The 25,435-nt window shown below is 69.3% G+C and carries 21 protein-coding genes and 1 tRNA gene; 4 read left to right on the forward strand and 18 right to left on the reverse strand.

Features of this window, described 5'->3' with window-relative positions; genetic code table 11:
• Positions 1 to 102: 102 nt before the first annotated feature.
• The 3 genes from uvrB to rpsA form a co-directional block, all read right to left on the reverse strand.
• Positions 103 to 2,223 carry an excinuclease ABC subunit UvrB gene (gene uvrB / locus ACFQS1_RS04240; protein WP_378964713.1) on the reverse strand — a complete coding sequence of 707 codons (2,121 nt, stop codon included), beginning with the start codon at positions 2,221 to 2,223 and terminating at the stop codon, positions 103 to 105.
• A 256-nt stretch (positions 2,224 to 2,479) separates the two neighbouring features.
• On the reverse strand, positions 2,480 to 3,664 hold the full coding sequence (gene coaE / locus ACFQS1_RS04245; protein ID WP_378964714.1) for a dephospho-CoA kinase: 1,185 nt from the start codon (positions 3,662 to 3,664) through the stop codon (positions 2,480 to 2,482).
• A gap of 330 nt (positions 3,665 to 3,994) precedes the next feature.
• Entirely contained in the window at positions 3,995 to 5,506 is a 1,512-nt protein-coding gene (rpsA, locus tag ACFQS1_RS04250) for a 30S ribosomal protein S1 (RefSeq protein WP_378964715.1), read from the reverse strand.
• Between the two features lie 323 nt (positions 5,507 to 5,829).
• On the opposite strand from rpsA, the gene ACFQS1_RS04255 reads away from it, so the two are divergent.
• On the forward strand, positions 5,830 to 6,693 hold the full coding sequence (locus tag ACFQS1_RS04255; RefSeq protein ID WP_378964716.1) for a class I SAM-dependent methyltransferase: 864 nt from the start codon (positions 5,830 to 5,832) through the stop codon (positions 6,691 to 6,693).
• 222 nt (positions 6,694 to 6,915) lie between these two features.
• On the opposite strand, the gene ACFQS1_RS04260 is transcribed toward ACFQS1_RS04255, so the two are convergent.
• From ACFQS1_RS04260 to ACFQS1_RS04310, 11 genes are all read right to left on the reverse strand, one after another.
• Complete coding sequence (locus ACFQS1_RS04260) at positions 6,916 to 7,215, reverse strand: ArsR/SmtB family transcription factor (RefSeq protein ID WP_378965017.1); 300 nt, start codon at positions 7,213 to 7,215, stop codon at positions 6,916 to 6,918.
• Between the two features lie 724 nt (positions 7,216 to 7,939).
• Entirely contained in the window at positions 7,940 to 10,660 is a 2,721-nt protein-coding gene (polA, locus tag ACFQS1_RS04265) for a DNA polymerase I (protein ID WP_378964717.1), read from the reverse strand.
• Between the two features lie 54 nt (positions 10,661 to 10,714).
• Positions 10,715 to 11,488, reverse strand: coding sequence for an amino acid ABC transporter ATP-binding protein (locus ACFQS1_RS04270; protein ID WP_378964718.1), 774 nt, complete (start codon positions 11,486 to 11,488; stop codon positions 10,715 to 10,717).
• Positions 11,485 to 12,489, reverse strand: a complete 1,005-nt coding sequence (locus ACFQS1_RS04275; RefSeq protein WP_378964719.1) for an amino acid ABC transporter permease — start codon at positions 12,487 to 12,489, stop codon at positions 11,485 to 11,487. The genes ACFQS1_RS04270 and ACFQS1_RS04275 overlap by 4 nt, the downstream gene beginning before the upstream one ends.
• Before the next feature lie 7 nt (positions 12,490 to 12,496).
• Positions 12,497 to 13,402 carry an ABC transporter substrate-binding protein gene (locus ACFQS1_RS04280; RefSeq protein WP_378964720.1) on the reverse strand — a complete coding sequence of 302 codons (906 nt, stop codon included), beginning with the start codon at positions 13,400 to 13,402 and terminating at the stop codon, positions 12,497 to 12,499.
• Between the two features lie 35 nt (positions 13,403 to 13,437).
• Positions 13,438 to 14,148, reverse strand: a complete 711-nt coding sequence (locus ACFQS1_RS04285; RefSeq protein WP_378964721.1) for an ABC transporter ATP-binding protein — start codon at positions 14,146 to 14,148, stop codon at positions 13,438 to 13,440.
• Positions 14,138 to 14,884, reverse strand: coding sequence for an ABC transporter ATP-binding protein (locus ACFQS1_RS04290; protein WP_378965018.1), 747 nt, complete (start codon positions 14,882 to 14,884; stop codon positions 14,138 to 14,140). The genes ACFQS1_RS04285 and ACFQS1_RS04290 overlap by 11 nt, the downstream gene beginning before the upstream one ends.
• A 137-nt stretch (positions 14,885 to 15,021) precedes the next feature.
• Positions 15,022 to 16,152, reverse strand: coding sequence for a branched-chain amino acid ABC transporter permease (locus ACFQS1_RS04295; protein ID WP_378964722.1), 1,131 nt, complete (start codon positions 16,150 to 16,152; stop codon positions 15,022 to 15,024).
• Positions 16,149 to 17,099 (reverse strand): branched-chain amino acid ABC transporter permease, encoded by a 951-nt coding sequence (locus tag ACFQS1_RS04300; protein WP_378964723.1) that lies wholly within the window; start codon positions 17,097 to 17,099, stop codon positions 16,149 to 16,151. Before ACFQS1_RS04300 ends, ACFQS1_RS04295 begins: the two co-directional genes overlap by 4 nt.
• Positions 17,100 to 17,177: 78 nt before the next feature.
• A complete protein-coding gene (locus ACFQS1_RS04305) occupies positions 17,178 to 18,344 on the reverse strand; it encodes a branched-chain amino acid ABC transporter substrate-binding protein (RefSeq protein WP_378964724.1) in 1,167 nt (388 codons plus the stop codon).
• Positions 18,345 to 18,555: 211 nt separating this feature from the next.
• Positions 18,556 to 19,179, reverse strand: coding sequence for an ANTAR domain-containing response regulator (locus tag ACFQS1_RS04310; protein ID WP_378964725.1), 624 nt, complete (start codon positions 19,177 to 19,179; stop codon positions 18,556 to 18,558).
• A gap of 131 nt (positions 19,180 to 19,310) precedes the next feature.
• On the opposite strand from ACFQS1_RS04310, the gene ACFQS1_RS04315 reads away from it, so the two are divergent.
• Together ACFQS1_RS04315 and ACFQS1_RS04320 are read left to right on the forward strand one after the other, a co-directional pair.
• Positions 19,311 to 19,385, forward strand: a tRNA-Leu gene (locus ACFQS1_RS04315).
• 16 nt (positions 19,386 to 19,401) lie between these two features.
• Positions 19,402 to 20,178: an LAGLIDADG family homing endonuclease gene (locus tag ACFQS1_RS04320; protein ID WP_378964726.1), complete on the forward strand. Its 777-nt coding sequence runs from the start codon at positions 19,402 to 19,404 to the stop codon at positions 20,176 to 20,178.
• A gap of 134 nt (positions 20,179 to 20,312) precedes the next feature.
• Here the strand turns inward: ACFQS1_RS04320 and ACFQS1_RS04325 are convergent, their stop codons facing one another.
• The gene (locus ACFQS1_RS04325; RefSeq protein WP_378964727.1) at positions 20,313 to 21,314 is read right to left on the reverse strand and encodes a hypothetical protein; all 1,002 of its coding nucleotides are present in this window, start codon (positions 21,312 to 21,314) and stop codon (positions 20,313 to 20,315) included.
• A gap of 34 nt (positions 21,315 to 21,348) precedes the next feature.
• A complete protein-coding gene (locus ACFQS1_RS04330) occupies positions 21,349 to 21,918 on the reverse strand; it encodes an RNA polymerase sigma factor (protein ID WP_378964728.1) in 570 nt (189 codons plus the stop codon).
• Between the two features lie 190 nt (positions 21,919 to 22,108).
• On the opposite strand from ACFQS1_RS04330, the gene ACFQS1_RS04335 reads away from it, so the two are divergent.
• Positions 22,109 to 22,921, forward strand: a complete 813-nt coding sequence (locus tag ACFQS1_RS04335) for a hypothetical protein (RefSeq protein WP_378964730.1) — start codon at positions 22,109 to 22,111, stop codon at positions 22,919 to 22,921.
• A gap of 77 nt (positions 22,922 to 22,998) precedes the next feature.
• On the opposite strand, the gene ACFQS1_RS04340 is transcribed toward ACFQS1_RS04335, so the two are convergent.
• Positions 22,999 to 23,880 carry an acyl-CoA thioesterase gene (locus ACFQS1_RS04340; RefSeq protein ID WP_378964731.1) on the reverse strand — a complete coding sequence of 294 codons (882 nt, stop codon included), beginning with the start codon at positions 23,878 to 23,880 and terminating at the stop codon, positions 22,999 to 23,001.
• A 4-nt stretch (positions 23,881 to 23,884) separates the two neighbouring features.
• Positions 23,885 to 25,321, reverse strand: coding sequence for a pyruvate kinase (gene pyk, locus ACFQS1_RS04345; protein WP_378964732.1), 1,437 nt, complete (start codon positions 25,319 to 25,321; stop codon positions 23,885 to 23,887).
• Positions 25,322 to 25,435 lie beyond the last annotated feature (114 nt).

The raw sequence follows: 25,435 nt of genomic DNA on the forward strand, positions 1-25,435 counted from the left end.
CACCGGCAACCTCGCAGGGGAACGCCAGCCCATCGAGCGTCGTCCAGTCAGGAGTCGCCCGGGTCCCGTCCGAAGTCACCCGGCGAGGCTAGCCAACACTGCCTACTTCACGCCTGCCATATCCATGCCGCGCAGCTCCTTCTTGAGCTCGGACATCTCGTCGCGGATCCGGGCGGCCAGCTCGAACTGCAGTTCCCGGGCCGCGGCCAGCATCTGGTCGTTCAGATCCTGGATGAGCTGGGCCAGCTCGGCCCGCGCCATGCCCTCGCGGGCCGCGCCGGCCGACGCCCGCCCCTTGGACCGGGTCTCGGGCACCGGCGCCTTGCCGCGCGACATCTGCCGGCCGCCGCCGCCGACCATCGGGCCGTTGTTGACCGTGGCGTCGGTATCTTCCGCCTCGCGGTAGATGTCGTCGAGGATGTCGTGGATCTTCTTGCGCAGCGCTTGCGGGGTGATGCCGTTGGCCTCGTTGTGCGCGATCTGCTTGGCACGGCGCCGGTCGGTCTCGTCGATGGCGTCGCGCATCGACGGGGTGACCTTGTCGGCGTACATGTGGACCTGGCCGGACACGTTACGGGCGGCGCGGCCGATCGTCTGGATCAGCGAGCGCCCGCTGCGCAGGAAGCCCTCCTTGTCGGCGTCGAGGATCGCGACCAGCGACACCTCGGGCAGGTCGAGGCCCTCGCGCAGCAGGTTGATGCCGACGAGCACGTCGTAGTCGCCCTTGCGCAGCTCCTTGAGCAGCTCGACCCGGCGCAGCGTGTCGACCTCGGAGTGCAGGTAGCGCACCCGGATGCCGTTCTCCAGCAGGTAGTCGGTGAGGTCCTCGGCCATCTTCTTGGTCAGGGTGGTCACCAGGACCCGCTCGTCGCGCTCGGTGCGCAGCCGGATCTCGTGCATCAGGTCGTCGATCTGGCCCTTGGTCGGCTTGACCACCACCTCGGGGTCGACCAGGCCGGTCGGCCGGATCACCTGCTCGACGAACTCGCCCTGCGCCTGCTGCATCTCCCACGGCCCGGGGGTCGCCGAAAGGAACACCATCTGGCCGACCCGCTCGAGGAACTCGTCGAACCGCAGCGGCCGGTTGTCGGCGGCGCTGGGCAGCCGGAAGCCGTGCTCGATGAGGATCCGCTTGCGAGAGGCGTCGCCCTCGTACATCCCGCCGATCTGCGGGATCGTCACGTGCGACTCGTCGATGATCGTCACGTAGTCGTCGGGGAAGTAGTCGAGCAGGGTGAACGACGGCTCACCGTACGTCCGGCCGTCCATGTGCATCGAGTAGTTCTCGATGCCGTTGCAGAAGCCGACCTGGCGCATCATCTCGACGTCGTAGGTCGTGCGCATGCGCAGCCGCTGCGCCTCGAGCAGCTTTCCCTGCCGCTCCAGCTCGGCCAGCCGCTCCTCGAGCTCGGCCTCGATGTCGCGGATCGCCCGCTCCATCCGCTCGGGGCCGGCCACGTAGTGCGTGGCCGGGAAGATGATCAGCTCGTCGACCTCGCGGATCACCTCACCGGTGAGCGGGTGCAGGTAGTACAGCTTCTCCACCTCGTCGCCGAACAGCTCGACCCGGACGGCCAGCTCCTCGTACGCCGGGATGATCTCGAGCGTGTCGCCGCGCACCCGGAACGTGCCCCGCTGGAAGGACATGTCGTTGCGCGAGTACTGGATGTCGACCAGGCGGCGCAGGAGTTTGTCGCGATCGACCTCCTCGCCGACCTTGAGCCGGACGGCGCGATCGACATACTCCTGGGGAGTGCCGAGGCCGTAGATCGCGCTCACGGTCGCCACCACGATCACGTCGCGCCGGGTCAGCAGCGACATGGTCGCCGAGTGACGCAGGCGCTCGACCTCCTCGTTGACCGAGGAGTCCTTCTCGATGTAGGTGTCGGTCTGGGCGATGTACGCCTCGGGCTGGTAGTAGTCGTAATAGCTGACGAAGTATTCGACGGCGTTGTTGGGCAGGAGCTCACGGAACTCCTTGGCCAACTGCGCGCAGAGCGTCTTGTTGGGGGCGAGCACCAGCGCGGGCCGCTGCAGCCGCTCGATCAGCCACGCGGTGGTCGCGCTCTTGCCCGTGCCGGTGGCGCCGAGCAGCACTGTGTTGCGGTCGCCGCGCCGGACCCGTCGCTCCAGCTCGTCGATGGCCGCCGGCTGGTCACCGGCGGGCTGAAATTCACTGACGACCTCGAATCGGCCGTCGAGCACTGGGATGTCGAGCGCCATGGGTCCAACCGTACGTCGGGGGTATGACAACTTCTGCGAACCCCGTGCTGAGGGTGCACATTCCCGCTGTTGTCCGCCGTCGCCGGCCTCGCCTAGCCTGTTCGGGTAGGCCGCTCGCGGCGGCCGCCCGGTATCGCTGACGGATCACCACACGGTCCGTCCGATCGGCTCGTGGTTGATGCGCCCCGGCTCTCCGGAGGCGCTCCCACGATGGTCGCGCTGAGCGCAGACCGGCCGCCGCGAGCGCCCCTTCTCGTCAGCGCCCGGGCGTCCAACCCGTCTCCTCCGCCCAATCGTCGGCCGCGTGCGCCTCCGCGTCGAACCAGGGCTCCTTCGCGTCGCCGTACGCAAATCGGTCGGTGTGCTGCATGGCCCACTGAGCCTTCGCCGATGCGTATTCCTCGCGTGCCGCCGGCACGGCGCGCAAGTGATCCCGCATGAGCAGGGCGAACCGCCACCCCGGCGACCCGGTCACCCGGACGTGCAGGTTGACCGGCCGGCCCGGGTCGGCGTTGCCGTGCAGCCTCTTCGGCCAGGTCTCGCCGGGCAGGCCGCGCGCATTGTCGGCCCACTCCCCGTCGCGCCGCGGGAAACCGGCCTCGGCCAGCCGGGGGGCGAGCGCGTCGGCTTCGTCGAGCGTGCGCACGGCCAGCATCAGGTCGATGATGTCCTTGGCGGGCAGGCCGGGGACCGCGGTCGAGCCGATGTGCTCCACCTCGGCGTCCGCCCCGGCCGCGTGCCGGATCCGGGCGATCAGCCGCGCCGCCTGCTCGGGCCAGGTCGGGTCGGGGTCGGCGATGTGGAGCTCGTGGCCGGCGGGCGCGCTCCGGCCGAGCCGCACATGCTCCTCGAACGGCACGAGTCGTTCCCGGAACAGCACGTCGATCTGCCCGTGCAGCTGCTCGAGAGTGCCGTTGTTCTCGATCACGACGTCGCAGACGGCCCGGCGCCGCGCGTCGTCGGCCTGCGCGCTGAAGCGCGCGAGGGCCTCCTCCGCCGACATGCCGCGGGTTGCATGGAGACGTTGCAGGCGCAGGTCACGGTGCGTTTCCACGACCAAGACCAGGTGGTACGACGATGCCAGGCCGGTCTCGGCCAGCAGCGGCACGTCGTTGACGACGATCGCGTCGTGCGGCGCGGACTGCGTCATTTCGACGGTCCGAGCCCGTACGCGTGGATGAATGATCTTTTCAAGCCGGCGGCGGGCCGCCTCGTCGCCGAAGACCTTCGCACCCAGCGCCGGCCGGTCGAGCTCGCCCTCGGCGGTGAGCACGCCCGCGCCGAACGCCTCGACGATCTCGGCGAGCCCCGGCGTGCCGGCCGCCACCACCTCGCGGGCCAGCTTGTCCGCATCGATGATCACCGCACCGTGATGGGCGAGGCGCTGCGCCGCCGCGCTCTTGCCCGCCCCGATCCCGCCCGTCAAACCGACCCTCAGCACGCGCTCCAGTATCGTCGCTCGCCCGAGCCGCGTCTCCTCCTCACCCGCGATCTTGAAGACTTCCCGCACCCCGCGCGCCCCGCCTCATCGTTGATGACTTACCGCGCGCAGCGCACCGCACCTCATCGTTGATGACTTGCCGTCCCCAGCCGCCGCCACCTCATCGTTGATGACTTACCGCGCGCAGCGCACCACACCTCATCGTTGATGACTTGCCGTTCGCGGCGCACCGCAATTCATCGACGTTGCGGTGGCGGTGCCTGAGGACGGCGAAAGGCCGCCCCGACCGGAGTCGGAGCGGCCTTTTCGGCTGCTGCTGCGGCTGCTACCTCAGTTCTTGCCGCCGGCGAGCTTCTCGCGCAGAGCGGCGAGGGCCTCGTCGGTGGCCAGGGTGCCGGACGGCTCCTCGGCGGCGCGCGCCGGGGCCGGCGAGCTGGACGAGCTCGACGACGACGTGGCAGCGCCACCGGGCGCGGCGGCCGGGGCGGGGTTGAGCGCGGCTTCGGCGTCGGCGTCGCGGGACGCCTGCACCTGCTTGGTGTGGGCCTCCCAGCGCTCGCGGGCGTCGGCGTACTGCTTCTCCCACGCCTCGCGCTGCTTCTCGAAGCCCTCGAGCCACTCGCCCGTCTCCGGGTCGAAGCCCTCCGGGTAGATGTAGTTGCCCTCGGCGTCGTAGGTCGCGGCCATGCCGTAGAGGGTCGGGTCGAAGTGCTCCTCGCCCTCGACGAAGCCCTCGTTGGCCTGCTTGAGCGACAGCGAGATCCGGCGGCGCTCCAGGTCGATGTCGATGACCTTGACCAGGACGTCGGAGCCCACCTGCACGACCTGCTCGGGCAGCTCGACGTGCCGCTCGGCCAGCTCGGAGATGTGCACCAGGCCCTCGATGCCGTCGTCGACGCGGACGAACGCGCCGAACGGAACCAGCTTGGTGACCTTGCCCGGCACGATCTGGTTGATCGCGTGGGTCCGGGCGAACTGACGCCACGGGTCTTCCTGCGTCGCCTTCAGCGACAGCGAGACGCGCTCGCGGTCCAGGTCGACGTCGAGCACCTCGACCTCGACCTCCTGGCCGACCTCGACGACCTCGGACGGGTGGTCGATGTGCTTCCAGGACAGCTCGGAGACGTGCACGAGGCCGTCCACGCCGCCCAGGTCGACGAACGCGCCGAAGTTGACGATCGAGGACACGACGCCCTTGCGGACCTGGCCCTTCTGCAGCTTGTTGAGGAACTCGGTGCGCACCTCGGACTGCGTCTGCTCCAGCCAGGCGCGGCGGGACAGGACCACGTTGTTGCGGTTCTTGTCCAGCTCGATGATCTTGGCCTCGAGCTCACGGCCCACGTACGGCTGCAGGTCGCGGACGCGGCGCATCTCGACCAGGGAGGCCGGCAGGAAGCCGCGGAGACCGATGTCGAGGATAAGGCCACCCTTGACGACCTCGATGACGGAGCCGCGCACGACGCCGTCGTCTTCCTTGATCTTTTCGATCGTGCCCCAGGCGCGCTCGTACTGTGCGCGCTTCTTGGACAGGATCAGGCGGCCTTCCTTGTCCTCCTTGGTGAGAACAAGAGCCTCGATGTGGTCACCGACCGACACCACTTCCGCGGGGTCCACGTCATGCTTGATCGACAACTCGCGCGAGGGGATCACGCCCTCGGTCTTGTAGCCGATGTCGAGCAGGACCTCGTCCCGATCGACCTTGACGACGGTGCCTTCGACAATGTCGCCGTCGTTGAAGTACTTGATGGTCTCGTCGATGGCGGCGAGGAAAGCTTCCTCAGAGCCGAGATCGTCGACGGTGACCCGGTTGGCGCTCGAGGTGGCCTCGATGCTGCTCGTCATGTGGACAGTTGCTCCGAACGGATGGATTGTGGTGTCTCTCGCGCCCGCCGGAACTGCCGCCGGGCACGGCACAACCGAGAAAGAAAGACCGGACCGGGAAAGATCAGATCCTTGCAGTCGATCATGCTGCGACCGACGACCACGGAGCCTGCTCCCTGCCGAGGCACACGATCCGCGAGCGCATCGACTAGCTTACCGTGCGCATTACCACAGGTTGCAAGCCCTCCTGACCACGGCGGCACAATGTTCGGTGGAAACTCCGCAGCATGCCCGTAATGTGCCGAAATCAGGACGGCGGAGCGCGCTGACGTACCGTAGGTCGGGTGATCGAAATTCCGAGTCCCGGGACGGCCGTCCCGGAGACCGAGACGTCGGTGGTCCGCCGCCCGGTGACCGACGACGAGAGCCGCCGCGCCAGCCGCTCCTGGTGGGATCTTGACGCCGACGACTACCAGGCAGAACACGGCAGTTTCCTCGGCGACGTCGACTTCGTGTGGTGCCCCGAGGGCCTGCGCGAGGCGGACGCCCGCCTGCTGGGCGACGTGCGCGGCCGGCGGGTGCTGGAGCTGGGCGCGGGCGCGGCCTCCGGCGCGCGCTGGCTGGCCGGCCAGGGCGCCGAGGTGGTTGCCATGGATCTCTCGGCGGGCATGTTGCGGCAGGCGCGTGCGGGCGAGGAGCGTTCCGGCGTACGCGTGCCGCTCGTGCAAGCCGACGCCCTGGCGCTCCCGTTCGCGGACAGCGTATTCGATGTCGTCTGCACCGCCTTCGGCGCGATACCTTTCGTGTCCGACTCCGGCGCCGCGATGGGCGAGGTGGCCCGGGTGCTGCGCCCCGGCGGCGCCTGGGTGTTCTCGATCACGCACCCGATGCGCTGGATCTTCTGGGACGAGCCGGACGAGACCGGCCTGATCGCGCGGAACTCGTACTTCGACCGCCGGCCCTACGTCGAGGTCGACGACCAGGGCCGCCCGACGTACGTGGAGCAGCACCGCACCCTCGGCGACCGGGTCCGCGAGCTGGTCGCGGCCGGTTTCGTGCTCCGCGACCTGATCGAGCCGGAGTGGCCGGCCGGCCACGAGCAGGTCTGGGGCCAGTGGAGTCCGCTGCGCGGCCGCCTGTTCCCGGGAACCGCGATCTTCGTGGCGGACCTGCCGGCGCCCCCGCCCGCCAACCCACCCCGCCACTGACCGCGTTTCCGGACCGCCGCGGGGCGGGACGGCACCGACTGCCGTTTCTCCTGCCCGCGGCAGAGCGCGGCGGCGCCGATCGCCGTTTCTCCGATCGTGGCGGCGCGGCACCGATCGCCGTATCCCGATCCGCTGCCGGGTAGGACGCGAGCATGACCGAGCACGAAGGTGCGCGGCACGTCCAGGAACGGATCACCGGGAGTGGGCGGCCGGTTCGGCGGGTCAGACGCCGGAGATGAAGGTTCCGGCGTCGAGGAGGGCGGCCAGCACGGTCAGGCCGGCCGGGATCAGCCGGTAGTACACCCACGTGCCGCGCCGGTCGCTGTCGACCAGGCCGGCCTCGCGCAGCACCCGCAGGTGGTGCGAGATCGTGGGCCCGGTCAGGTGGAACGCGCCGGTCAGGTCGCACACGCAGACCTCACCGCCGCCCGCCGAGGCGATCATCGAGAGCAGCCGCAGCCGCACCGGGTCGCCGAGCGCCTTGAACATGGGGGCGAACCTCGTCGCCTGCGCCGGGTCCATCGGACCACGCGCGATCGGCGGGCCGTCGAGCGCCGCGGCGGCGTCCCCGGTCGATTTGCTCACCATCGGCCCAGCCTTTCCGAAGGCCCCAACCCACCACATCGCACACGCCGGTCAGTCGTGTTCCCGAACCGGCAATTCTCGCCGACCACGACACCTCCGCTCTCCGGTCCAGCCGCGCAGAATCTACATCTACAACCTGTAGGACGACACCGCACCCGGCACGTGCGCAGCCATCTCACAGCATCCCGTCACTAGCCTCACAGCGCCGCGCCCACGCGGGCTCGGCACCGTCCGGGGGCGGACTCCCCCGCACAGGAACCCAAGCGGCGTCGGCCGCGCAAGGACAGGCGCTTGCACTGCGAAGGCCGTCGGGCACCCGCGCCAAAAGCCCGCCCGCAATGGCGGCAAGCGCGCAGGCGCCCGCAAAGGCTCGCCGCAGGGGCGACCCCGCACCGCACATGCCGCCCCGCAATGGCGGCACACACGCAAACGCCGGCCCACAGTGGGCGGCACTCGCCCGCCGTCGACCGGCCTCCGGGTCGGACGCCCGGCGCAAACCGGCCGGGGCGGAGGCCCGGGCCGGGCGCCCGCACAGCACCTGCTGGCAACGGGCACTCGCAAAGGCCAGCCCGCAGCCGCTGCCCGCACGCGAAACGAACGCCCGCGACGAAAGCCCGGCGGGGGCGCGACCCGCCGCGTGGGGCGCGACCCGCCTGGCGGGTCAGTGGTCGGCGCCGTTCCAGTCGCGGCCGGAGCCGACCGAGACCTCGAGCGGGACGGACAGCGGGTGGGCGCCGCCCATCTCGCGGCGGACCAGCGCCTCCAGCACCTCGCGCTCGCCGGGGGCCACGTCGAAGACGAGCTCGTCGTGGACCTGCAGGAGCATCCGGGAGCGCAGGCCTTCCTCCTTGATCGCGGCGTCGACGCGGAGCATGGCGACCTTGATGATGTCGGCGGCCGAGCCCTGGATCGGGGCGTTCAGCGCCATCCGCTCGGCCATCTCGCGGCGCTGGCGGTTGTCGCTGGACAGGTCGGGCAGGTAGCGCCGGCGGCCCAGGATCGTGGCCGTGTAACCGTCCTGCACGGCGCGGCGCACGACGGCCTGAAGGTACTCGCGGACGCCGCCGAAGCGGCCGAAGTATTCCTCCATCAGGCCCTTGGCCTCGTCGGTCGGGATGTTGAGCTGGTTGGACAGGCCGAAGGCGGACAGGCCGTAGGCGAGCCCGTAGTTCATCGCCTTGATCTTGCGGCGCTGGTCGGGGACCACCTCTTCGACCGGGACGTGGAAGACCGAGGACGCGGTCGCCGCGTGGAAGTCGAACGCCGAGTTGAACGCGGCGATCAGCGCGTCGTCGCCGGACAGGTGCGCCATGATGCGCATCTCGATCTGGCTGTAGTCGGCCGTCATCAGCTGCTCGAAGCCCTCACCCACGACGAAGGCGCGGCGGATCCGGCGGCCCTCCTCGGTGCGGATCGGGATGTTCTGCAGGTTGGGGTCGGTCGACGACAGCCGGCCGGTCGCGGCGACCGTCTGGTTGAACGTGGTGTGGATGCGGCCGTCGTCGGAGACCGACTTGAGCAGCCCGTCGACCGTCGACTTGAGCTTGGCGACGTCGCGGTGGCGCAGCAGGTGGGCCAGCAGCGGGTCGCCGGTCTGGGCGAACAGGCTCTGCAGGGCGTCGGCGTCGGTCGTGTACCCCGACTTGATGCGCTTGGTCTTGGGCAGGCCCCGCTCGTTGAACAGGATCTCCTGCAGCTGCTTGGGCGACCCGAGGTTGAACTCGCGCCCGACCACCTCGTGCGCGGCCTGCTGGGCGGCCTTGACCTCGGCGGCGAAGTGCGCCTCGAGCTCGGAGAGGTATTGCGTGTCGGCGGCGATGCCCAGGTGCTCCATCTCGGCCAGCACCCGCGACAGCGGCTGCTCGACCTCGGTGAGCAGGGTCTGCGAAGCACCCTGGCCGACAGGCGAATCAGGGGAGGTGGATTCGTCTCGGGACAGCTCCTCGGTCAGCACGTCGGCCAGGTCGAGGGTGGCCCGGGCGCGCAGCATCAGGTTTTCCTCGGCCGCGCCCTGGTCGCCGAGCCCGTCGATGGTGAGCTGCTCGTTGTCGTGCTCCTCGACGCGCAACTCGCGCTTGAGATAGCGCAGCGCGAGGTCGACCAGGTCGTACGCCCGCTGGTCGGGCTTGGCCAGGTAGGCCGCCAGGGCGGTGTCGACACGCACGCCCTCGAGGCGCCAGCCGTGGGCGCGCATGGCCAGCAGCGCCGGCTTGGCGTCGTGCACGACCTTGGGCCGGTCGGGGTCGGCCAGCCAGCGCGCGACGGCCTGCTCGTCGGCCTCGTCGAGGGCGGCCGGGTCGAACCAGGCGGCCGGACCGTCGCCGGTGGCCACCGCGATGCCGGTGAGCGTGCCGGTGCCGCGGCCGAAGGTGCCGGTGACCGCGACGCCGACCGGCGATCCCAGGGCGTGCTTGTCGAGCCAGCCCGCGACGGCGCCGGCGCCCAGCACCGCGGCCGAGATGTCGAAGCCGGCCTCGGCCTCGGGCTCGACGGCCTCGAGGTACGAATACAGCCGCTCGCGCAGGACCCGGAACTCGAGCGCGTCGAAGACCTGGTGCACGGCCTCGCGGTCCCACCCGTGCCATTTCACGTCCTCGGGGCGCAGCGGCAGCTCGAGGTCGCAGACCAGCTTGTTGGTCTGGTAGTTGAGCAGCACCGCGGAGAGGTGGGCGCGCAGGTTGTCGCCCGCCTTGCCCTTGATCTTGTCGGCGTTGGCGACGATGCCGTCCAGGCCGCCGTACTCGCTGATCCACTTGGCCGCGGTCTTGTCGCCCACCCCGGGCACGCCGGGCAGGTTGTCGCTGGCCTCGCCGACCAGGGCGGCCTTGTCGCGGTAGCGCGACGGGGGCACGAAATACTTCGCCTCGATCGCCTCAGGCGTCATGCGCCACACCTCGGAGACGCCGCGCACCGGGTAGAGGATCGTGACGTGCTCCTCGGCGAGCTGGAACGCGTCCCGGTCGCCGGTGGAGATGATCACCTCCATGCCGGCGGCGCGGGCCTGGGTGGCGAGCGTCGCGATCACGTCGTCGGCCTCGTAGCCCGCCTTTTCCACCACCGGGATGCGCAGCGCCTCGAGCACCTCCTTGATCAGGCTGACCTGACCGAGGAACGGCTTGGGCGTCTCGGACCGGCCCGCCTTGTACTCCGGGTAGATCTCGGTGCGGAAGGAGATGCGGGAGACATCGAACGCGACCACGATGTGCGTCGGCTTCTCGTCGCGCAACATGTTGATCAGCATCGAGGTGAAGCCGAACACCGCGTTCGTCGCCTGGCCGGTCGCGGTGCTGAAGTTGTCCACCGGCAGCGCGTAATAGGCGCGGTAGGCCAGCGAGTGACCGTCGAGCAGCAGCAAACGGGGGGTCAGGGCGTCTTCGCTCACGTCGGGAACTCTAGACCCGGCGTACGACAAGAACCGTGACCGCCCCGGTCGCCTTTACAGCACTTTGCTCAGGAATGCCTTCGTTCGCTCGTGGCGCGGGTTCGCGATGATCTCCGACGGCGGGCCCTGCTCGACCACCACGCCGCCGTCCATGAACACGACGTTGTCGCCCACCTCGCGGGCGAAGCCGATCTCATGGGTCACCACGACCATGGTCATCCCGTCGCGGGCCAGGTCTTTCATCACGTCGAGGACCTCGCCGACGAGCTCGGGGTCGAGCGCGCTGGTCGGCTCGTCGAACAGCATCAGCTTGGGCCGCATCGCCAGGGCCCGGGCGATCGCGACGCGCTGCTGCTGCCCGCCGGAGAGCTGGCCCGGGTAGCTGTCCTTCTTGCTGCCCAGCCCGACCCGCTCGAGCAGGCTCTCGGCGCGGTCGCGTACCTGTGCCCGGTCCTCTCTTTTGACCTTGCACGGCGCCTCCATGACGTTCTGGAGGACGGTCATGTGCGGAAAGAGATTGAAGCGCTGGAACACCATGCCGATCGCCTGACGCTGCTTGGCGACCTCGCTGTTCTTCATCTCGTGCAGCTTGCCGCCGCGCTCGTGGTACCCGACCAGGTCACCGTCCACGAAGATCTTGCCCGCGTTGATCTTTTCGAGGTGGTTGACGCAGCGCAGGAACGTCGACTTGCCGGAGCCGGACGGGCCGAGCACGCAGCACACCTCGCCCGACTTCACGACCAGGTCGATGCCCTTGAGCACCTCGAGCGAGCCGAACGACTTGTGCACATTGTCGGCGCGCACCATCTCGCCGGAAATATCAGTCATGTCCCCTCCGAACCAGCCGGGACCGCGCCGCCCTGTTCGACGCCGATGTTCCGCAGCCGCTGGCGGGCCCGGCCGGTTGAACCGTATCCCCTGCCGAAGTGCCGCTCCACGAAGAACTGGGCGATCATCAGCACGGTGCAGATGATCAGATACCAGATCACCGCCGCGACCAGCACCGGCAGCACCACGAACGTGCGCGCCTTGATCGCGTTGAGCTGGAAGAACAGCTCGAAGGTGACCGGCACGAACGCGACCAGCGAGGTGTCCTTGACCATCGCGATGACCTCGTTGCCGGTCGGCGGCACGATCACCCGCATGGCCTGCGGCAGCACCACCCGGCGCAGCACCTGCCCGCGGGACAGGCCCAGCGCGGTCGCCGCCTCGCCCTGGCCGGGGTCGATCGACTGGATGCCGGCCCGGACGATCTCGGCCATGTACGCGGCCTCGGACAGGCCCAGCGCGAGCATGCCGGCCACGAAGCCGGCCAGCAGGTCGCTGGCCTTGATGCTGAAGAACTGCGCGTTCAGATCGTCGATGCCGAACAGCTTGCCGATCTGCTGATCGAACGGCAGGCCGAAGCCGATCCGCTCCCACAGGATGTTCAGGTTGCCGAACAGCACGCAGAGCACCAGCCGGGGCACCGCCCGGAAGAACCAGGTGTAGACGAACGCGACCGCGCTGAGGATGCGGTTGTCGGACAGCCGCATGATCGCGACGATCACGCCGAGCACCACGCCGATCGCCATCGACGTGACGGTCAGCAGCAGGGTGCCGCGCAGGCCCTCGAGCACCGGCTCGGTGAACATGACGCCGCGCTTGCCGGGCTCGTACGAGACGAAGATGAACTTCCAGCGGAACTGGTCGTTGGTGACCAGCAGGTGCACGAACATGGCGGTGAGCACCGCGAGAACCGCGATCGTCACCCACCGCCCGGGGTGCCGGACGGGCACGGCCTTGATCGGTTCAGGCCGTGCCCGCTCGGTGGTTGTCTGGTCGGTCATCGACGGATCAGACCGTGGGGTTCACCGCGGGGTCGGTGATGCCGCCCGCGTCGACGCCCCACTTCGACAGGATCGTCTTGTAGGTACCGTCGTCGATCAGCGACTTCAGCGCGCCCTGGATCGCGGCGCCCATCGTGTCGGCCTGGTCCTTGGGCAGCACGTAGCCGTACGGCGCCGAGTCGTAGATGTCGCCGACCAGGGCCAGCTGGCCGTTGGTCTGCTTCACCGCGTACGCGCACACCGGCGAGTCGGCCAGCATCGCGTCGTCCTTGCCGGTCACCACCGCGTTGGTGGCGTCCGACTGGGCCTGGTACTGGTCGATCGTGATCTTGGGCTTGCCGGCGTCGGTGCACTTCTTCGACCGGGCGGTGATGTCGTCGACCTGCACCGTCGCCGTCTGCACCGCGATCTTCTTGCCGCAGGCGTCGTCGGCGTTGATGGTGGCGCCGGTCTTGGCCGCCCACTGGGTGCCCGCCTGGAAGTAGGAGACCATGGTGGCCTCCTTCATCCGGTCGGCGTTGATCGTGAACGAGGAGACGCCGACGTTGTACTTCTTGGTGGCGACGCCCGGGATGATGCTGTCGAACGACGCCGACTGCCACTCCGTGGTCAGGCCCAGCTTCTGGCCCACCGCGTTGAACAGGTCCACGTCGAAGCCGATGACGGTCTTGCCGTCCGCGTCCAGGAACTCGCTCGGGGCGTACGTCGAATCGGTCCCGATGATCAGCTTACCGGCCGACTTGATGTCGGCCGGGACCTTGTCGGCCAGGCCGGTGTCGGCCGACGCGCTCGCCGCCGGAGCGGCGCCCGAGTCGTCACCGGACTCCGAACCACAGGCGGCCATCGAGGTCGTCAGCGCCACCGCGACGGCCAGCCCGAGGATCGCCCGACGGCCAGGGGAGGTGCGGAACATTGAGGTCTCCCTAAAATGACGGTGCAAAATTTCGGTCATGCGACGCCGAGGTAGGCGTCCTTGACCGCCGGATCGTGCAGCAGCTCGGTGCCGGTGCCTTCCTTCACGATCCGCCCGGTCTCCAGAACGTACGCCCGATGCGCGCGGGACAGTGCCTGCTGGGCGTTCTGCTCCACGAGCAGGATCGTCGTACCCTGCTGGTTGATCTCCACGATGATGTCGAAGATCTGCTGGATCAGCATCGGCGCCAGACCCATCGACGGCTCGTCGAGCAGCAGCAGCTTGGGCCGGGTCATCAGCGCCCGGCCCACCGCGAGCATCTGCTGCTCGCCGCCGGACATCGTGCCGCCGGACTGCTTCTCGCGCTCCTTCAGCCGCGGGAACAGGCCGAACACCCGGTCGAGGTCCTCGTCGATCTCGGACCGGTTGCGCCGGGTGTAGGCGCCCATCTCGAGGTTTTCCCGGACCGTCATGCCCGGGAAGATGCCCCGGCCCTCCGGCGACTGCGCGACGCCGCGGATCACCCGCAGGTCGGCGCGCAACCGCGAGATGTCCTGCCCGTCGAACCGGATCGCGCCGTGCGACAGCGGGCGCAGGCCCGAGATGGCCCGCATCGTCGTCGACTTGCCGGCGCCGTTCGCGCCGATCAGCGCGACGACCTCACCCTCGCCGACGGTCAGGCTGATCCCGTGCAGGGCCTGGATCCGGCCGTACGACAGCGAGACGTTGTCGAGCTCAAGCAGCATCGGTGGGCACCCCCAGGTACGCGGCGATGACCGCCGGATTGTCCCGCACCTCGGCGGGTGTCCCCTCGGCGATCTTCTTGCCGAACTCCAGCACCACGATCCGGTCGGTGACGCCCATGACCAGGCGCATGTCGTGCTCGATCAGCAGCACCGTCACCCCGGTGTCGCGGATCCGCCGGATCAGGTTGAGCAGCTCCACCTTCTCGGCCGGGTTGAAGCCCGCGGCCGGCTCGTCCAGGCACAGCAGCGTCGGGTTCGTGGCGAGCGCCCGCGCGATCTCCAGCCGGCGCTGTTCGCCGTACGAGAGATTGCGGCTGACATCGCCGGCCCGGCGGCGGATCCCGACGAAGTCGAGCAGCTCCAGCGAACGCTGCCGCCCCGACCGCTCCTCCTGCCAATGCCGCGGCAGCCGGAACAGCGCGCTGACCACGCTGGTCTTGTGGTGCGCATCCGCGCCCACCATGACGTTCTCCAGCGCCGTCATCTCGGGGAACAGCCGGACGTTCTGGAACGTCCGGGCGATGCCGCCCCGGGTGATCTCGTGCTTCTTCTTGCCGACGATCGACTCGCCCTGGAACCGGATCCCACCGCTCGTCGGCCGGTACACCCCGGTCATCGCGTTGAAGCAGGTGGTCTTGCCGGCGCCGTTCGGGCCGATCAGGCCGAAGATCTCACCCTTGCGCAGCGAGAAGCTGACGTCGTTGAGCGCGACCACACCGCCGAAGCGCAAAGTCACGTGGTCGACCTCGAGAAGAGCATCGGGATCGCGTACGGCTTCGCCACCGCCACCCGGGCCACCCGTGGGCGTCGGCTCGTCGACCGGACGAGCATTCTGACGGTCGAGCTCCTCGGGAGTCTCGATGTGCGGCTCGCTCACAGCGGAGCCACCTCCTTCTCCCGGTCCTTGAGCTCCATCGCCCGGCGCCGGCTCGGAATCAGGCCCTGCGGCCGCAGGATCATGATGAGGATGATCACGACGCCGAACAGCGCGAACCGGTACTCGTACAGGTCGGTGCCGCCCACCGAGATGCCGCGCAGCCGGTCCGGGATGTACGAGATCAGCGCGCCGCCCAGGATCGCGCCCGCCATGTTTCCCGAGCCACCCATGACCACGCCGGCCAGCACCAGGATCGAGAACTGCAGGATGAACGTCGAGGAGTTGATGAAGCTCTGCTCGCCGGCGAACATCACGCCGCCCAGGCCACCGATGAACGCGCCGATCGCGAACGCCCACAGCTTGAACTTGGTGGTCCGCACGCCCATGATCTCGGCGGCCTCCTCGTCCTCCCGGATCGCCAGCCAGGACCGGCCGACCCGGCTGCGGTCGAGATTCCGCACCCCGAAGATCACCGCGATGATGACGACCAGACCCAGCCAGAAGTACGGGATCGCGTCGGTCACCCCGAAGATCGGCTCGCCGTTCCAGGTGCCCGGCGGGTGCGGCAGGCTGGTGAACCCCCGGTCGCCGCGGAACGTCTCGGTGTTCGTCGCCACGATCCGGATGATCTCGGCGAAGCCCAGCGTCACGATCGCCAGATAGTCACCGCGCAGCCGCAGCGTCGGCCAGCCGAGGATCAGGCCGGCCAGCATCGTCGCCGCCAGCGCCACCGGCACCGCGGCCAGCCAGGCCCAGCCGGTGTGCGAGTACAGCACGCTGTCCTTCGAGGTCAGCAGGGCCGTTCCGTACGCGCCGACCGCGAAGAAGCCGACATAGCCCAGGTCGAGCAGGCCGGCGTAGCCGACAACCACGTTCAGGCCCAGCGCCAGCAGCACGTAGTACGACATGTTGAACAGGGCCGACGGCCAGTCGATACCCTGCGTGATGATCTGCGGCCCGATGACCGGGATGTCACCGGCGTACGGCAGCAGGAACGCCAGCACCGCGGCCACCAGCGCGACGATCGCGCGCATCCAGCCCGGTTGCCGGCCGAACCAGCCCCGCACCCCGCCGTTGTGCCGGAAGCTCTGCTTGGGCTTCTCGGTAGCCACCGCCGTGTCGCTCATGCGCGTGCCCTTCCGAGAGACTCACCCAACAGGCCCGACGGCCGGAACATCAGGATCAGGACCAGGATGACGAACGCCGCCGCGTGCAGCCAGTTGGAGCCGAACAGGCCGGCCGCATAGCTCTGCAGCACGCCCAGCAGGATGCCGCCCACCAGCGCGCCGCGCAGGTTGCCGATGCCGCCCAGCACGGCCGCGGTGAACGCGTCGATGCCGAGCAGGAAGCCCGCGTCGTACTTGGTGACGCCGATCTTCAGGTCGTACATCACCGCCGCGATGCCCGCCATCAGGCCGCCCAGCAGGAAGACCAGCGAGATCACCCGGGACTTGTTCACGCCCATCAGCGCCGCGCTGTCCGGGTTCTGCGCCACCGCGCGGATGCCCCGGCCCAGACGTGAACCGTTGATGAAACGATCCAGGATGAACATCATCACCAGCGCCAGCACCACGATCAGGATCTGCAGGTTCGTGATGTGCGTGTTGCCGATCGTGATCACCGTCTTGGCCTGGATGATCGGCGGAACACCCCTCTGATTCCGGTGCGTCGCCACACCGACGAACTCCGAGATCGCCAGCGACGCGCCGATCGCCGTGATCAGGAACGCGAGCGGCGGAGCGTTGCGCCGGCGCAGCGGCCGATAGGCCACCAGCTCCACGAACAGCGCCACGACGCCCGAGACCACAATGGCCGCTACCAGGCCCAGCGCCATGAAACCCAGCATCGCGCCGAAATCCGGGCGCGCCGAGTTCTGGTCCAGGCCGAACCATCCCCAAACGATCAGGCAGGCGTACGTGCCGACCAGAAACACCTCGGAATGGGCAAAGTTGATCAGTCGCAGCACACCGTAGACCAGGGTGTACCCCAGCGCGAACAGCGCGATGATCGCGCCCTGCGCCAAACCTGCCACGGTGAGCGGCCCGAAATTCTCGATCAGACCGGAAAAGTTCACAGAGGGGCTCCAAAACGACGAGGTCGGTGCGGCCGGAGATCATCCGGCCACACCGGCCCTACGAAGAGATCAACGCGATCAGGAGGTCTTGATCTCCTGGTCCTTCACCGCGTCGCCGCTCTGGTCGAACTTGAACGCCCAGACCTTGATGAACTGCGGGTCCAGCTCGCCCTTGTCGGTGAACTTGTACGTGTTCGCGATGCCCTTGTAGTTCACCGTCGACAGGTAGGTGTTGAGCTTCTCCCACGTGGTGTTACCCGCGTCGATGCCCTGCAGGAAGATGTTCGCCGCGTCGAACGCCACGTCCGAGTACGTACCGGCGGCCACGTTCCACTTCGCCTTGTAGTCGTTGACGAAGGTGCCACCCGCGTTCTCCGGCGGCGAGCAGGGGCAGGTCACCACGGTGCCGACCGCCGCCGCCGTGCCGGAGGCCTTGGCCAGGCCCGGGTCCTTCATGCCGTCGCCGCCGACCATCGTGCCCTTCCAACCGGCCGCGGTCAGCTGCTTACGGATGATGCCGCCGTTGGTGTAGTAACCGCCGTAGAACAGCACCGTGGCGCCGCTCGACTGCACCTTCTGCACCAGCGCCGAGAAGTCGGTCTGCTTGCCGTCGCCCTCGGTCTTGTCCGTCTGCACCACCAGCGAGCCCAGCTTCGACTTCACCACGTCGGCCAGACCCGCGCCGTACGCCGACTGGTCGTCCGCGACGAAGACCTTCTGCGCCTTCATCACGTCCTTGATGTACGCGGCGGCCGCCGGGCCCTGCGCGTCGTCGTTCGCCACCGCGCGGTGGAACACCTTCCACCCGTTCGCCGACAGCGACGTACGCGTCGCCGCGGGCGTCACCGTCGGGATGCCGGCGGCGTCGAAGATCGGGTTGGCGGCCTCGGACTCGCCGGAGAACGGCGGGCCTACCACGCCCAGGATCTTCTTGTCCGCCACCAGGCTCCGGGCGACACCGGGAGCGACCTCGGCAGCACCCTGCGAGTCGAACTTCGCGACCGTGATGCAGTCGGAGCCCTTCGCCTGGTTGTACTGGTTGACGGCCAGCTCGAAGCCCTGCTCGATGTTCACACCGAGGTTGGCGGCCGAGCCGGTGAGAGCGCCGAAGAATGCGAGCTTGTAGCCGCAGTTCGAGCCGCCCGCGGTGTCACTGCCACCCGAATCTTTATTACAGGCAGCGGCACCGGCGATGAGCCCGATGATGGCCACCCCGCCGATGGCTCGTGCGAGAACCTGCCTCAAGGTTGGAACCCTCCTCCATACCGAACCCACCGAGCCACCGCGCGCCGATTGGCACTTGCGTGCCCCACGACGACACCGCGCCCGTCATGGGGCGGGACGCTATCCCAGGTTCCAGGCCTGCCAAAAGACTTCGTTCGGGCTTTCACCGAACCGTTACGTCTGCTCATCCGCAGGCCGGGGCAGGTGTTACATGAGAGGCGTTACGAGAAGATCAACTCGTGGCCTGCGGCGCGCCGCCGGCCTCCTGACTCTCCGCCAGAATCCGATCCGCCACCTCACGCATCGTCATCCGGTGGTCCATCGCCGTCCGCTGAATCCACTTGAACGCCTGCGGCTCGGTCATCTGATACTTCGTCATCAGCTCACCCTTGGCCCGCTCCACCGACTTGCGCGTCTCCAGACGCTCGGTCAGGCCCGCCACCTCGGACTCCAGGGCCGCGATCTCCGAGTACCGGGACAGGGCGATCTCGATCGCCGGCACCAGATCCGACTTCTGGAACGGCTTCACCAGGTACGCCATCGCACCGGCGGCACGCGCCCGCTCCACGAGATCACGCTGGCTGAACGCGGTCAGAATGACCACCGGCGCGATCCGGCCGCCGGCGATCCGCTCCGCGGCCGCCAGCCCATCCATGATCGGCATCTTGATGTCGAGGATGACCAGGTCCGGGCGAAGATCCTCGGCCAGGCGCACGGCGGTCTCGCCGTCACCGGCCTCCCCGACCACGTCGTAGCCCTCCTCGACCAGCATCTCCGCCAGATCGAGCCGGATGAGGGCCTCGTCCTCCGCGATCAGCACCCGCTTGCGATCGGCCCCAGCCTGCGTGTCGGCCACGGAACCCCTACCCCCAACGCTCCCGAAGTCGCGACACCCCGGTATGTGGGTGTCGCCGCCCTAAGCCTAGTAGGTAGGCTGTCCCCTGCTGAGCTTGGCTGGATCGAACCACCGGTCCGGCCGAGGCGTCTGTCCCCGTAGCCCAATCGGCAGCAGGCAATGGACTCAAAATCCATACAGTGTGGGTTCGAATCCCACCGGGGACACAAAACTGTCGTACCCGTGTTCGAAGATGTGGGCATGCATCCACCCCACATCCGCGAACACGCTTTGAGGCTGCGTGCTCAGGGTGTTCCCTTCCGCCAAATTTGCAGCACCCTGGGACTGTCCCGAAATACCGTGGGCCACTGGTTCTACGGCGATCGCGCGCGCCGTCGCGCCGAGTTGGACGCCGAACCGTCGAGATGCCCCCGGTGCGCCAAGCCACCACGACCGCCGGACGATCAAGACTCATATGCCTACCTTCTCGGTCTCTACCTTGGCGATGGCCACCTCGTGACCGCGGCCAGGGTGCCGGTGCTCCGAGTCTTCTGCGCCGATGCTTGGCCAGGGCTGATCAAGGAGTGCGAACTCGCGATGGTGGCCGTCATCGCGCGCAATGTCCAACGAGTACAGAAACAGGGATGCGTCGGCGTGCAGAGCTACTCCAAACACTGGCCTTGCCTGCTACCGCAGCACGGGCCCGGGCACAAGCACCATCGACCGATATTTCTGGCGGCATGGCAAATTCCGATCATCGATCGGTACCCCGGCCAATTCCTGCGCGGCCTATTTCACTCCGATGGATGCCGGGTTACGAATCGAATACGGCGCGGCAGCAAATCCTACGAATATCTCCGATACAACTTCTCCAACGAATCCCGCGACATCATGGGTCTATGCCAGGAATCCCTCGACCGCCTCGGCATCGGCTGGCGTATGTGCCGCCCGAACATGCTGTCGGTGGCCAGGAGGGAGGCGGTGGCGCGCCTCGACGAGTTCGTCGGTCCCAAGTGGTGACCCGATGCCCGATCTTGCCCGTTCCCACACCCGGCGAAAACCCAAACGGGCGCGTTCCGGTCTCTCTCCGTGAGCTTGACCTTGGCGGCGCCCGGGCCGGGTGACCGCCCCGCGCTGACCGCCGGTGGGCGTCGTCAGCTCGGCGGCGACTGCATCGCGCCCGTCACCGCCCTCGAGCCACGCTCGCTCGCGCTTGCACGCCTCGGCTCAGACTGCGCCGATTTCGACCTCACCGGCGGCCCGGCCGACGCCGCGGCCACGCGCGCCGGCCGTGCCGCTCGCATCGGCACATCGTTGTGCGCCGCCGCTCCTGGCTTTCCCAGGCCCTGCCCCCGGCCCGGCCCGCCGGCGGGTTCGGTCGCCGCCCGCGGTGCGCCGGTGGTCGCCGCCGGCCCCGCGCTCGTCGGCGGCGGCGTAGGCACCCCCGACCCCGGCGGCGTGGCCGGACGCTGCGGCGTGACCAGGCCCGGCGGCACCCCCGGCTCCGGCGGCGTGACCGGTCGCGGCGTCGTGGCCGGGCCCTGCCGCCCGGTCCCGGGGCTGCCTGACGGCGCCGCGGACGCCGATCGGCGCAGGTCGGCGCAGTACCGGTCGACGCTCTTCTCGTCGCCGGCCGCGGCCACCAGCTTCCGGCGGTTCTCGCGGCTCAGCGGGGTGGCGCCGCGCCACGAGTCGCACCAGCCGAGCACGAGGACGCGCGGCGTAGCGGTAGCCCCGGGGACGGGGGCGGGGGACGCGCTGGGGACGGGTGCGGGGGTGGTGCCTGTTCTCGGCGCCGGTACGCCCAGCGCCGAGAACAGGCGGTGTGCGTGCTGCTGGGCTTCCTGGGGGAGGTTGCCGGTGCGGGCCGCGACCGCGGTTCCGGAGAGGGTCAGGAGAGCCAGGCCGGCCGTGATGGTCACGACTGCGGTCCTCGTTCTCGCCGGAGCGCGCCGGGCGGCCCGGGCAGCACGTCGGCGATGCGCGGTGAAGGCGGCGACGACGGCCTTTTCGCCGCTGAGCTCCTGGTCGGTCGCCGGGGCACGGGCGGCGTCGAGGAGGTTCTTCAGCGGGGTGTGTGCGGGGCCGGGATGGTCGCCGGCAACCAGTTGCTCGGCTTCGGCGGGGCCGATGCGGTGGGTTCTCCGGATGCGCATCGCATGAAGAAGAGCGCGCGGAGTGCGCATTTTGTTACACCTCCCCGGCCGGTTCGCGGGTGATTCGGGCGTTTACCTGGGGGTGTGTGGCGAGGCGCCGGAGTCCGCGCATGGTGGCTATCCGGATGGCGCCGGGGCGTTTCCCGAGGATCTGGGCGGTGGTGGCGACGTCGAGGCCGGCGACGATGCGGAGCATGACGGCTTCGGCCTGGTCGGCGGGGAGGGTGGCGATGAGGCCGACCGCCCAGTCGGTGCTGCCGCGTTCGAAGGCCACGGTGGCGGCGTCGGGGGCGACCAGGTCGGCGCCGGGCCACGGGAAGGAACGGCGGTGCCGGCGCAGGTCGATGGCGCGGTGCCGGGCGATGCGGAAGAGCCACCCGCGGAAGGCGGCGAGGTCGCCGTCGAAGCGGTCGAGGTCGCGGATCACGTGGAGCCACGTTTCGCTGGCGGCGTCCTCGGCCTGGTCGCCGATGACCACGCGGAGGTAGCGCAGGACGGCCGGTTGCAGGGTTCGCCAGAGCTGGGCGAACCCGTGGGCGTCACCGCGCTGGGCGGCGCGGAGGGCCTCCTGGAGTTCGTGTTCGGCGGGGGTGGGGCGTCGCACGGGTGGGCTCCGGGGGTGGGCGGACGTGCGTGCTTGTACCCCGGGCGGCCGCTCCTTGAACCCCGGATGGGCGCGCCCTGAACCCGGGCTGTGAATCTGGGCGAACCGCCGGTCGGCCCGGTGCGCGGATGTTGTCATGGCAGGGACACCTTCCGCTGGAGGCCTCATGTTGTGGTCCGGTTCCTCCCCCATGACGGTTGTCCGTGACAGCATGTGGGCTTTCCTGCTGTTCGCCGGGGTCGCGTGGCTGGCGACCGGGTGGAGCGTGCTGCGGCTGGAGCCGGTGAATGTGGCGCGGGTGGCGGGGCCGGTGGTGTTGTTCGGGGCGGTGTGCGAGGCGGTGCGGGCGCTGGCGGGCACCCGCACCTGGTGGTTGAACGCGGGGATGTCGGTGCTGTTCGCGGCGACCGGGGCGGTGTTGTGGCTGGACCGGGATGCCACCTTCGCGACGCCGGCCGCGCTGGTGGGCTGGTTCCTGATGGTGCGGGGCGCGCTGGACGTCGCGGTTTCGACGATGAACCGGGGCACCGATCGCACCTGGGGTCTGGTGCTGTCGCTGGGAGTGGCGCAGGTGGGGCTGGGCTTCTACGCCGCGGGGCCGCTGGCCCGATCGGGCGATCCGGTGATCCTGGTGCTGGGCGGGCTGGGTGTGCTGCGCGCGATCGCCGATCTGCTGACCGCCCTGCGGTTGCGGGAGGTTTCCGGCGTACGCCATGAGGTTTTGCATCTGACGCCGGAGCGCGAGGCGGGTGTCGCGGGTTATTCCGCCGGTCTGACGGATTTCGAGGCGACGCCGAAGGCGAAGCACCGGGCCGCGAAGGACCCGAAGACTTTCCACGACGAGGTACTGCGGACCACGAAGGACCTGGATTCGATGATCGCGCAGGCCGGTGTGACCGGAACGGGCACGACGGCGCATCGGATCCCGGAGGATCTGCCGGCCGTGCCGGACACGCCGGAGGGCGCCGAGGAGGCCGCGGTCGGCGACGAGAAGCATCACTGAGGTATGTGTCCCCGGCCCCGCCGGGCGGAGTCCGCGAAACGGTCAGTCGCCGGACCGGGATTCCGCCGGCGGGGCCATCACCTGCGCTGGCCGACCCGGCGCAGCAGCCCTTCCTGGACGGCGCTGGCGATGTGCCGGCCGTCCTCGGTGAACATCCGCCCGGTGGCCAGTCCCCGGCTGCCGCTGGCCGAGGGGCTGGTGCAGTCGTAGAGGAACCACTCGTCGGCGCGGAACGGCCGGTGCAGCCACAGCGCGTGGTCGAGGCTGGCCCCGATCACGCCGCCGGGGCCCCAGACCTCGCCGTGCGCGGACAGCACGGAGTCGAGCAGCGACAGGTCGGACGCGTAGGTCAGGGCGCACGCGTGGATCAGCGGATCGTCCGGCAGGTCGCCGTTGATCCGCATCCACACCCGCTGCTGCTCGCTGGCCACGCGGTCGCCGGGCGGCACCCAGCCGGGCACGCCGACGTAGCGGACGTCGATGGCCTGGGGCGAGGAGGCGAAGATCCCGGCCCGGGACGGGTACCGCGAGACCCAGTCGGACATCGTCGGCGTTTCCAGCGGGCCGGGCACGCCGACCGGCGCGGGGAGGTAGTGGTCGAGCCCCTCCTCGCGTACCTGGAAGGAGGCCGACATGAAGAAGATCGTGCGCCCGTGCTGCTGGGCGACCGACCGGCGCACCGAGAACGACCGCCCGTCGCGGATGTTCTCCACCGTGAACTGAATCGGTTCGGTGGGGTCGCCGGGGCGTACGAAATAACCGTGCAGTGAATGCACGAAGCGGGACGGATCGACGGTCCGTCCCGCCGCCACCAGCGCCTGGCCGGCGACCTGCCCGCCGAAGACGCGCTGGGCGCCGGTCTGCGGGCTCTCCCCCACGAACGTGGCCGCGTCGACCTGCTTGAGGTCGAGGATCTCCAGAAGCTGGTCGACGGCGGCCTGTCCGCTCAGTGGGGGCACGCGATCACACCGTCGCCGGGTCGACGAGCGAGCCGAGCTGGTGCACGCGCAGCGTGTTGGTGGAGCCCGGTGCGTTCGGCGGGGAGCCGGCCACGACGACCACGAAGTCGCCGGGCTTGGCCAGCCCGAGGCCGAGCATCTTGGCGTCGACCTGGCGGAACATGTCGTCGGTGTGCTGCACGAAGTCGGTCAGGAACGTCTCGACGCCCCAGCTGAGCGCCAGCTGGTCGCGCACCTCGGGGACCGGGGTGAACGCGTAGAGCGGGAGCTCGCAGTGCAGCCGGGAGAGCCGCCGGACGGTGTCGCCGGTCTGCGAGAAGGCGACCAGGGCCTTGGCGCCGATGTTGCGGGCGATCTGCGAGGCGGCCACGGTGAGCGCGCCGCCGTGGGTGCGCGGGTCGTGCTGCAGGCGCGGGACGGGGATCGAGCCGCCCTCGGTGGTCGACACGATCTTGGCCATCGTGCTGACCGTGAGCACCGGGTACTTGCCGACCGACGTCTCGCCGGAGAGCATCACCGCGTCGGTGCCGTCGAGCACCGCGTTCGCCACGTCGGAGGCCTCGGCGCGGGTCGGGCGCGAATTCTCGATCATCGAGTCGAGCATCTGGGTGGCCACGATGACCGGCTTCGCGTTCTCCCGGCACAGCTGCACTGCGCGCTTCTGCACCAGCGGCACCTGGTCGAGGGGCAGCTCGACGCCGAGGTCGCCGCGGGCCACCATGACGCCATCGAAGGCGAGCACGATCTGCTCGAGGTGGTCGACCGCTTCCGGTTTTTCGACCTTCGCGATGACCGGGACCGTGCGGCCCTCCTCGGCCATCACGTTGTGCACGAGCTTGATGTCGTCGGGCGAGCGGACGAACGACAGCGCGACCAGGTCGACCCCGAGCGACAGGGCGAAGCGCAGGTCCTCCTCGTCCTTGTCGCTCATCGCCGGAACGCTGACCGCCACGTTGGGCAACGAGACGCCCTTGTTGTTGCTGACCGGGCCGCCCTCGATGACCAGGCAGCGGATGTCGTTGCCCTCGACGCCGGCGACCTCGACCGCCACCTTGCCGTCGTCGATGAGCAGGCGGTCGCCGACCTTGACCTCCTGCGGGAGCTTCTTGTAGGTGCACGACACCCGGTCGGGGGTGCCGATGATGTCGTCGCCGGTGATGGTGACCAGGTCACCGGTGTTCCACACGTGCGGCCCGTTCGCGAACTTGCCGAGCCGAATCTTGGGCCCCTGCAGGTCGGCGAGGACGGCCACGGCGCGCCCGGTCTGGCGGGCGGCTTCGCGCACGAGGCCGTACACCTTCTGGTGGTCCTCGTGGCTGCCGTGGGAGAAGTTCATGCGGGCCACGTCCATGCCCGCCTCGACGAGCCCGAGCATGCGCTCGGCGGATGCGGTGGCGGGGCCCATGGTGCAGACGATCTTTACGCGGCGTGTCACAGCCATCAGGCTAGTCTCTCTTTCGGATCGGCCCGCTGGCCGACCCCGGCATGGGGATGAACGGTGGGCGAGGCCCTCCCACGTGCTCTTCCTGGTGGGTGCACTGCGCCAACGAGCGGG

The organism is Paractinoplanes rhizophilus, from assembly GCF_042664765.1.
Classification (GTDB): domain Bacteria; phylum Actinomycetota; class Actinomycetes; order Mycobacteriales; family Micromonosporaceae; genus Actinoplanes; species Actinoplanes rhizophilus.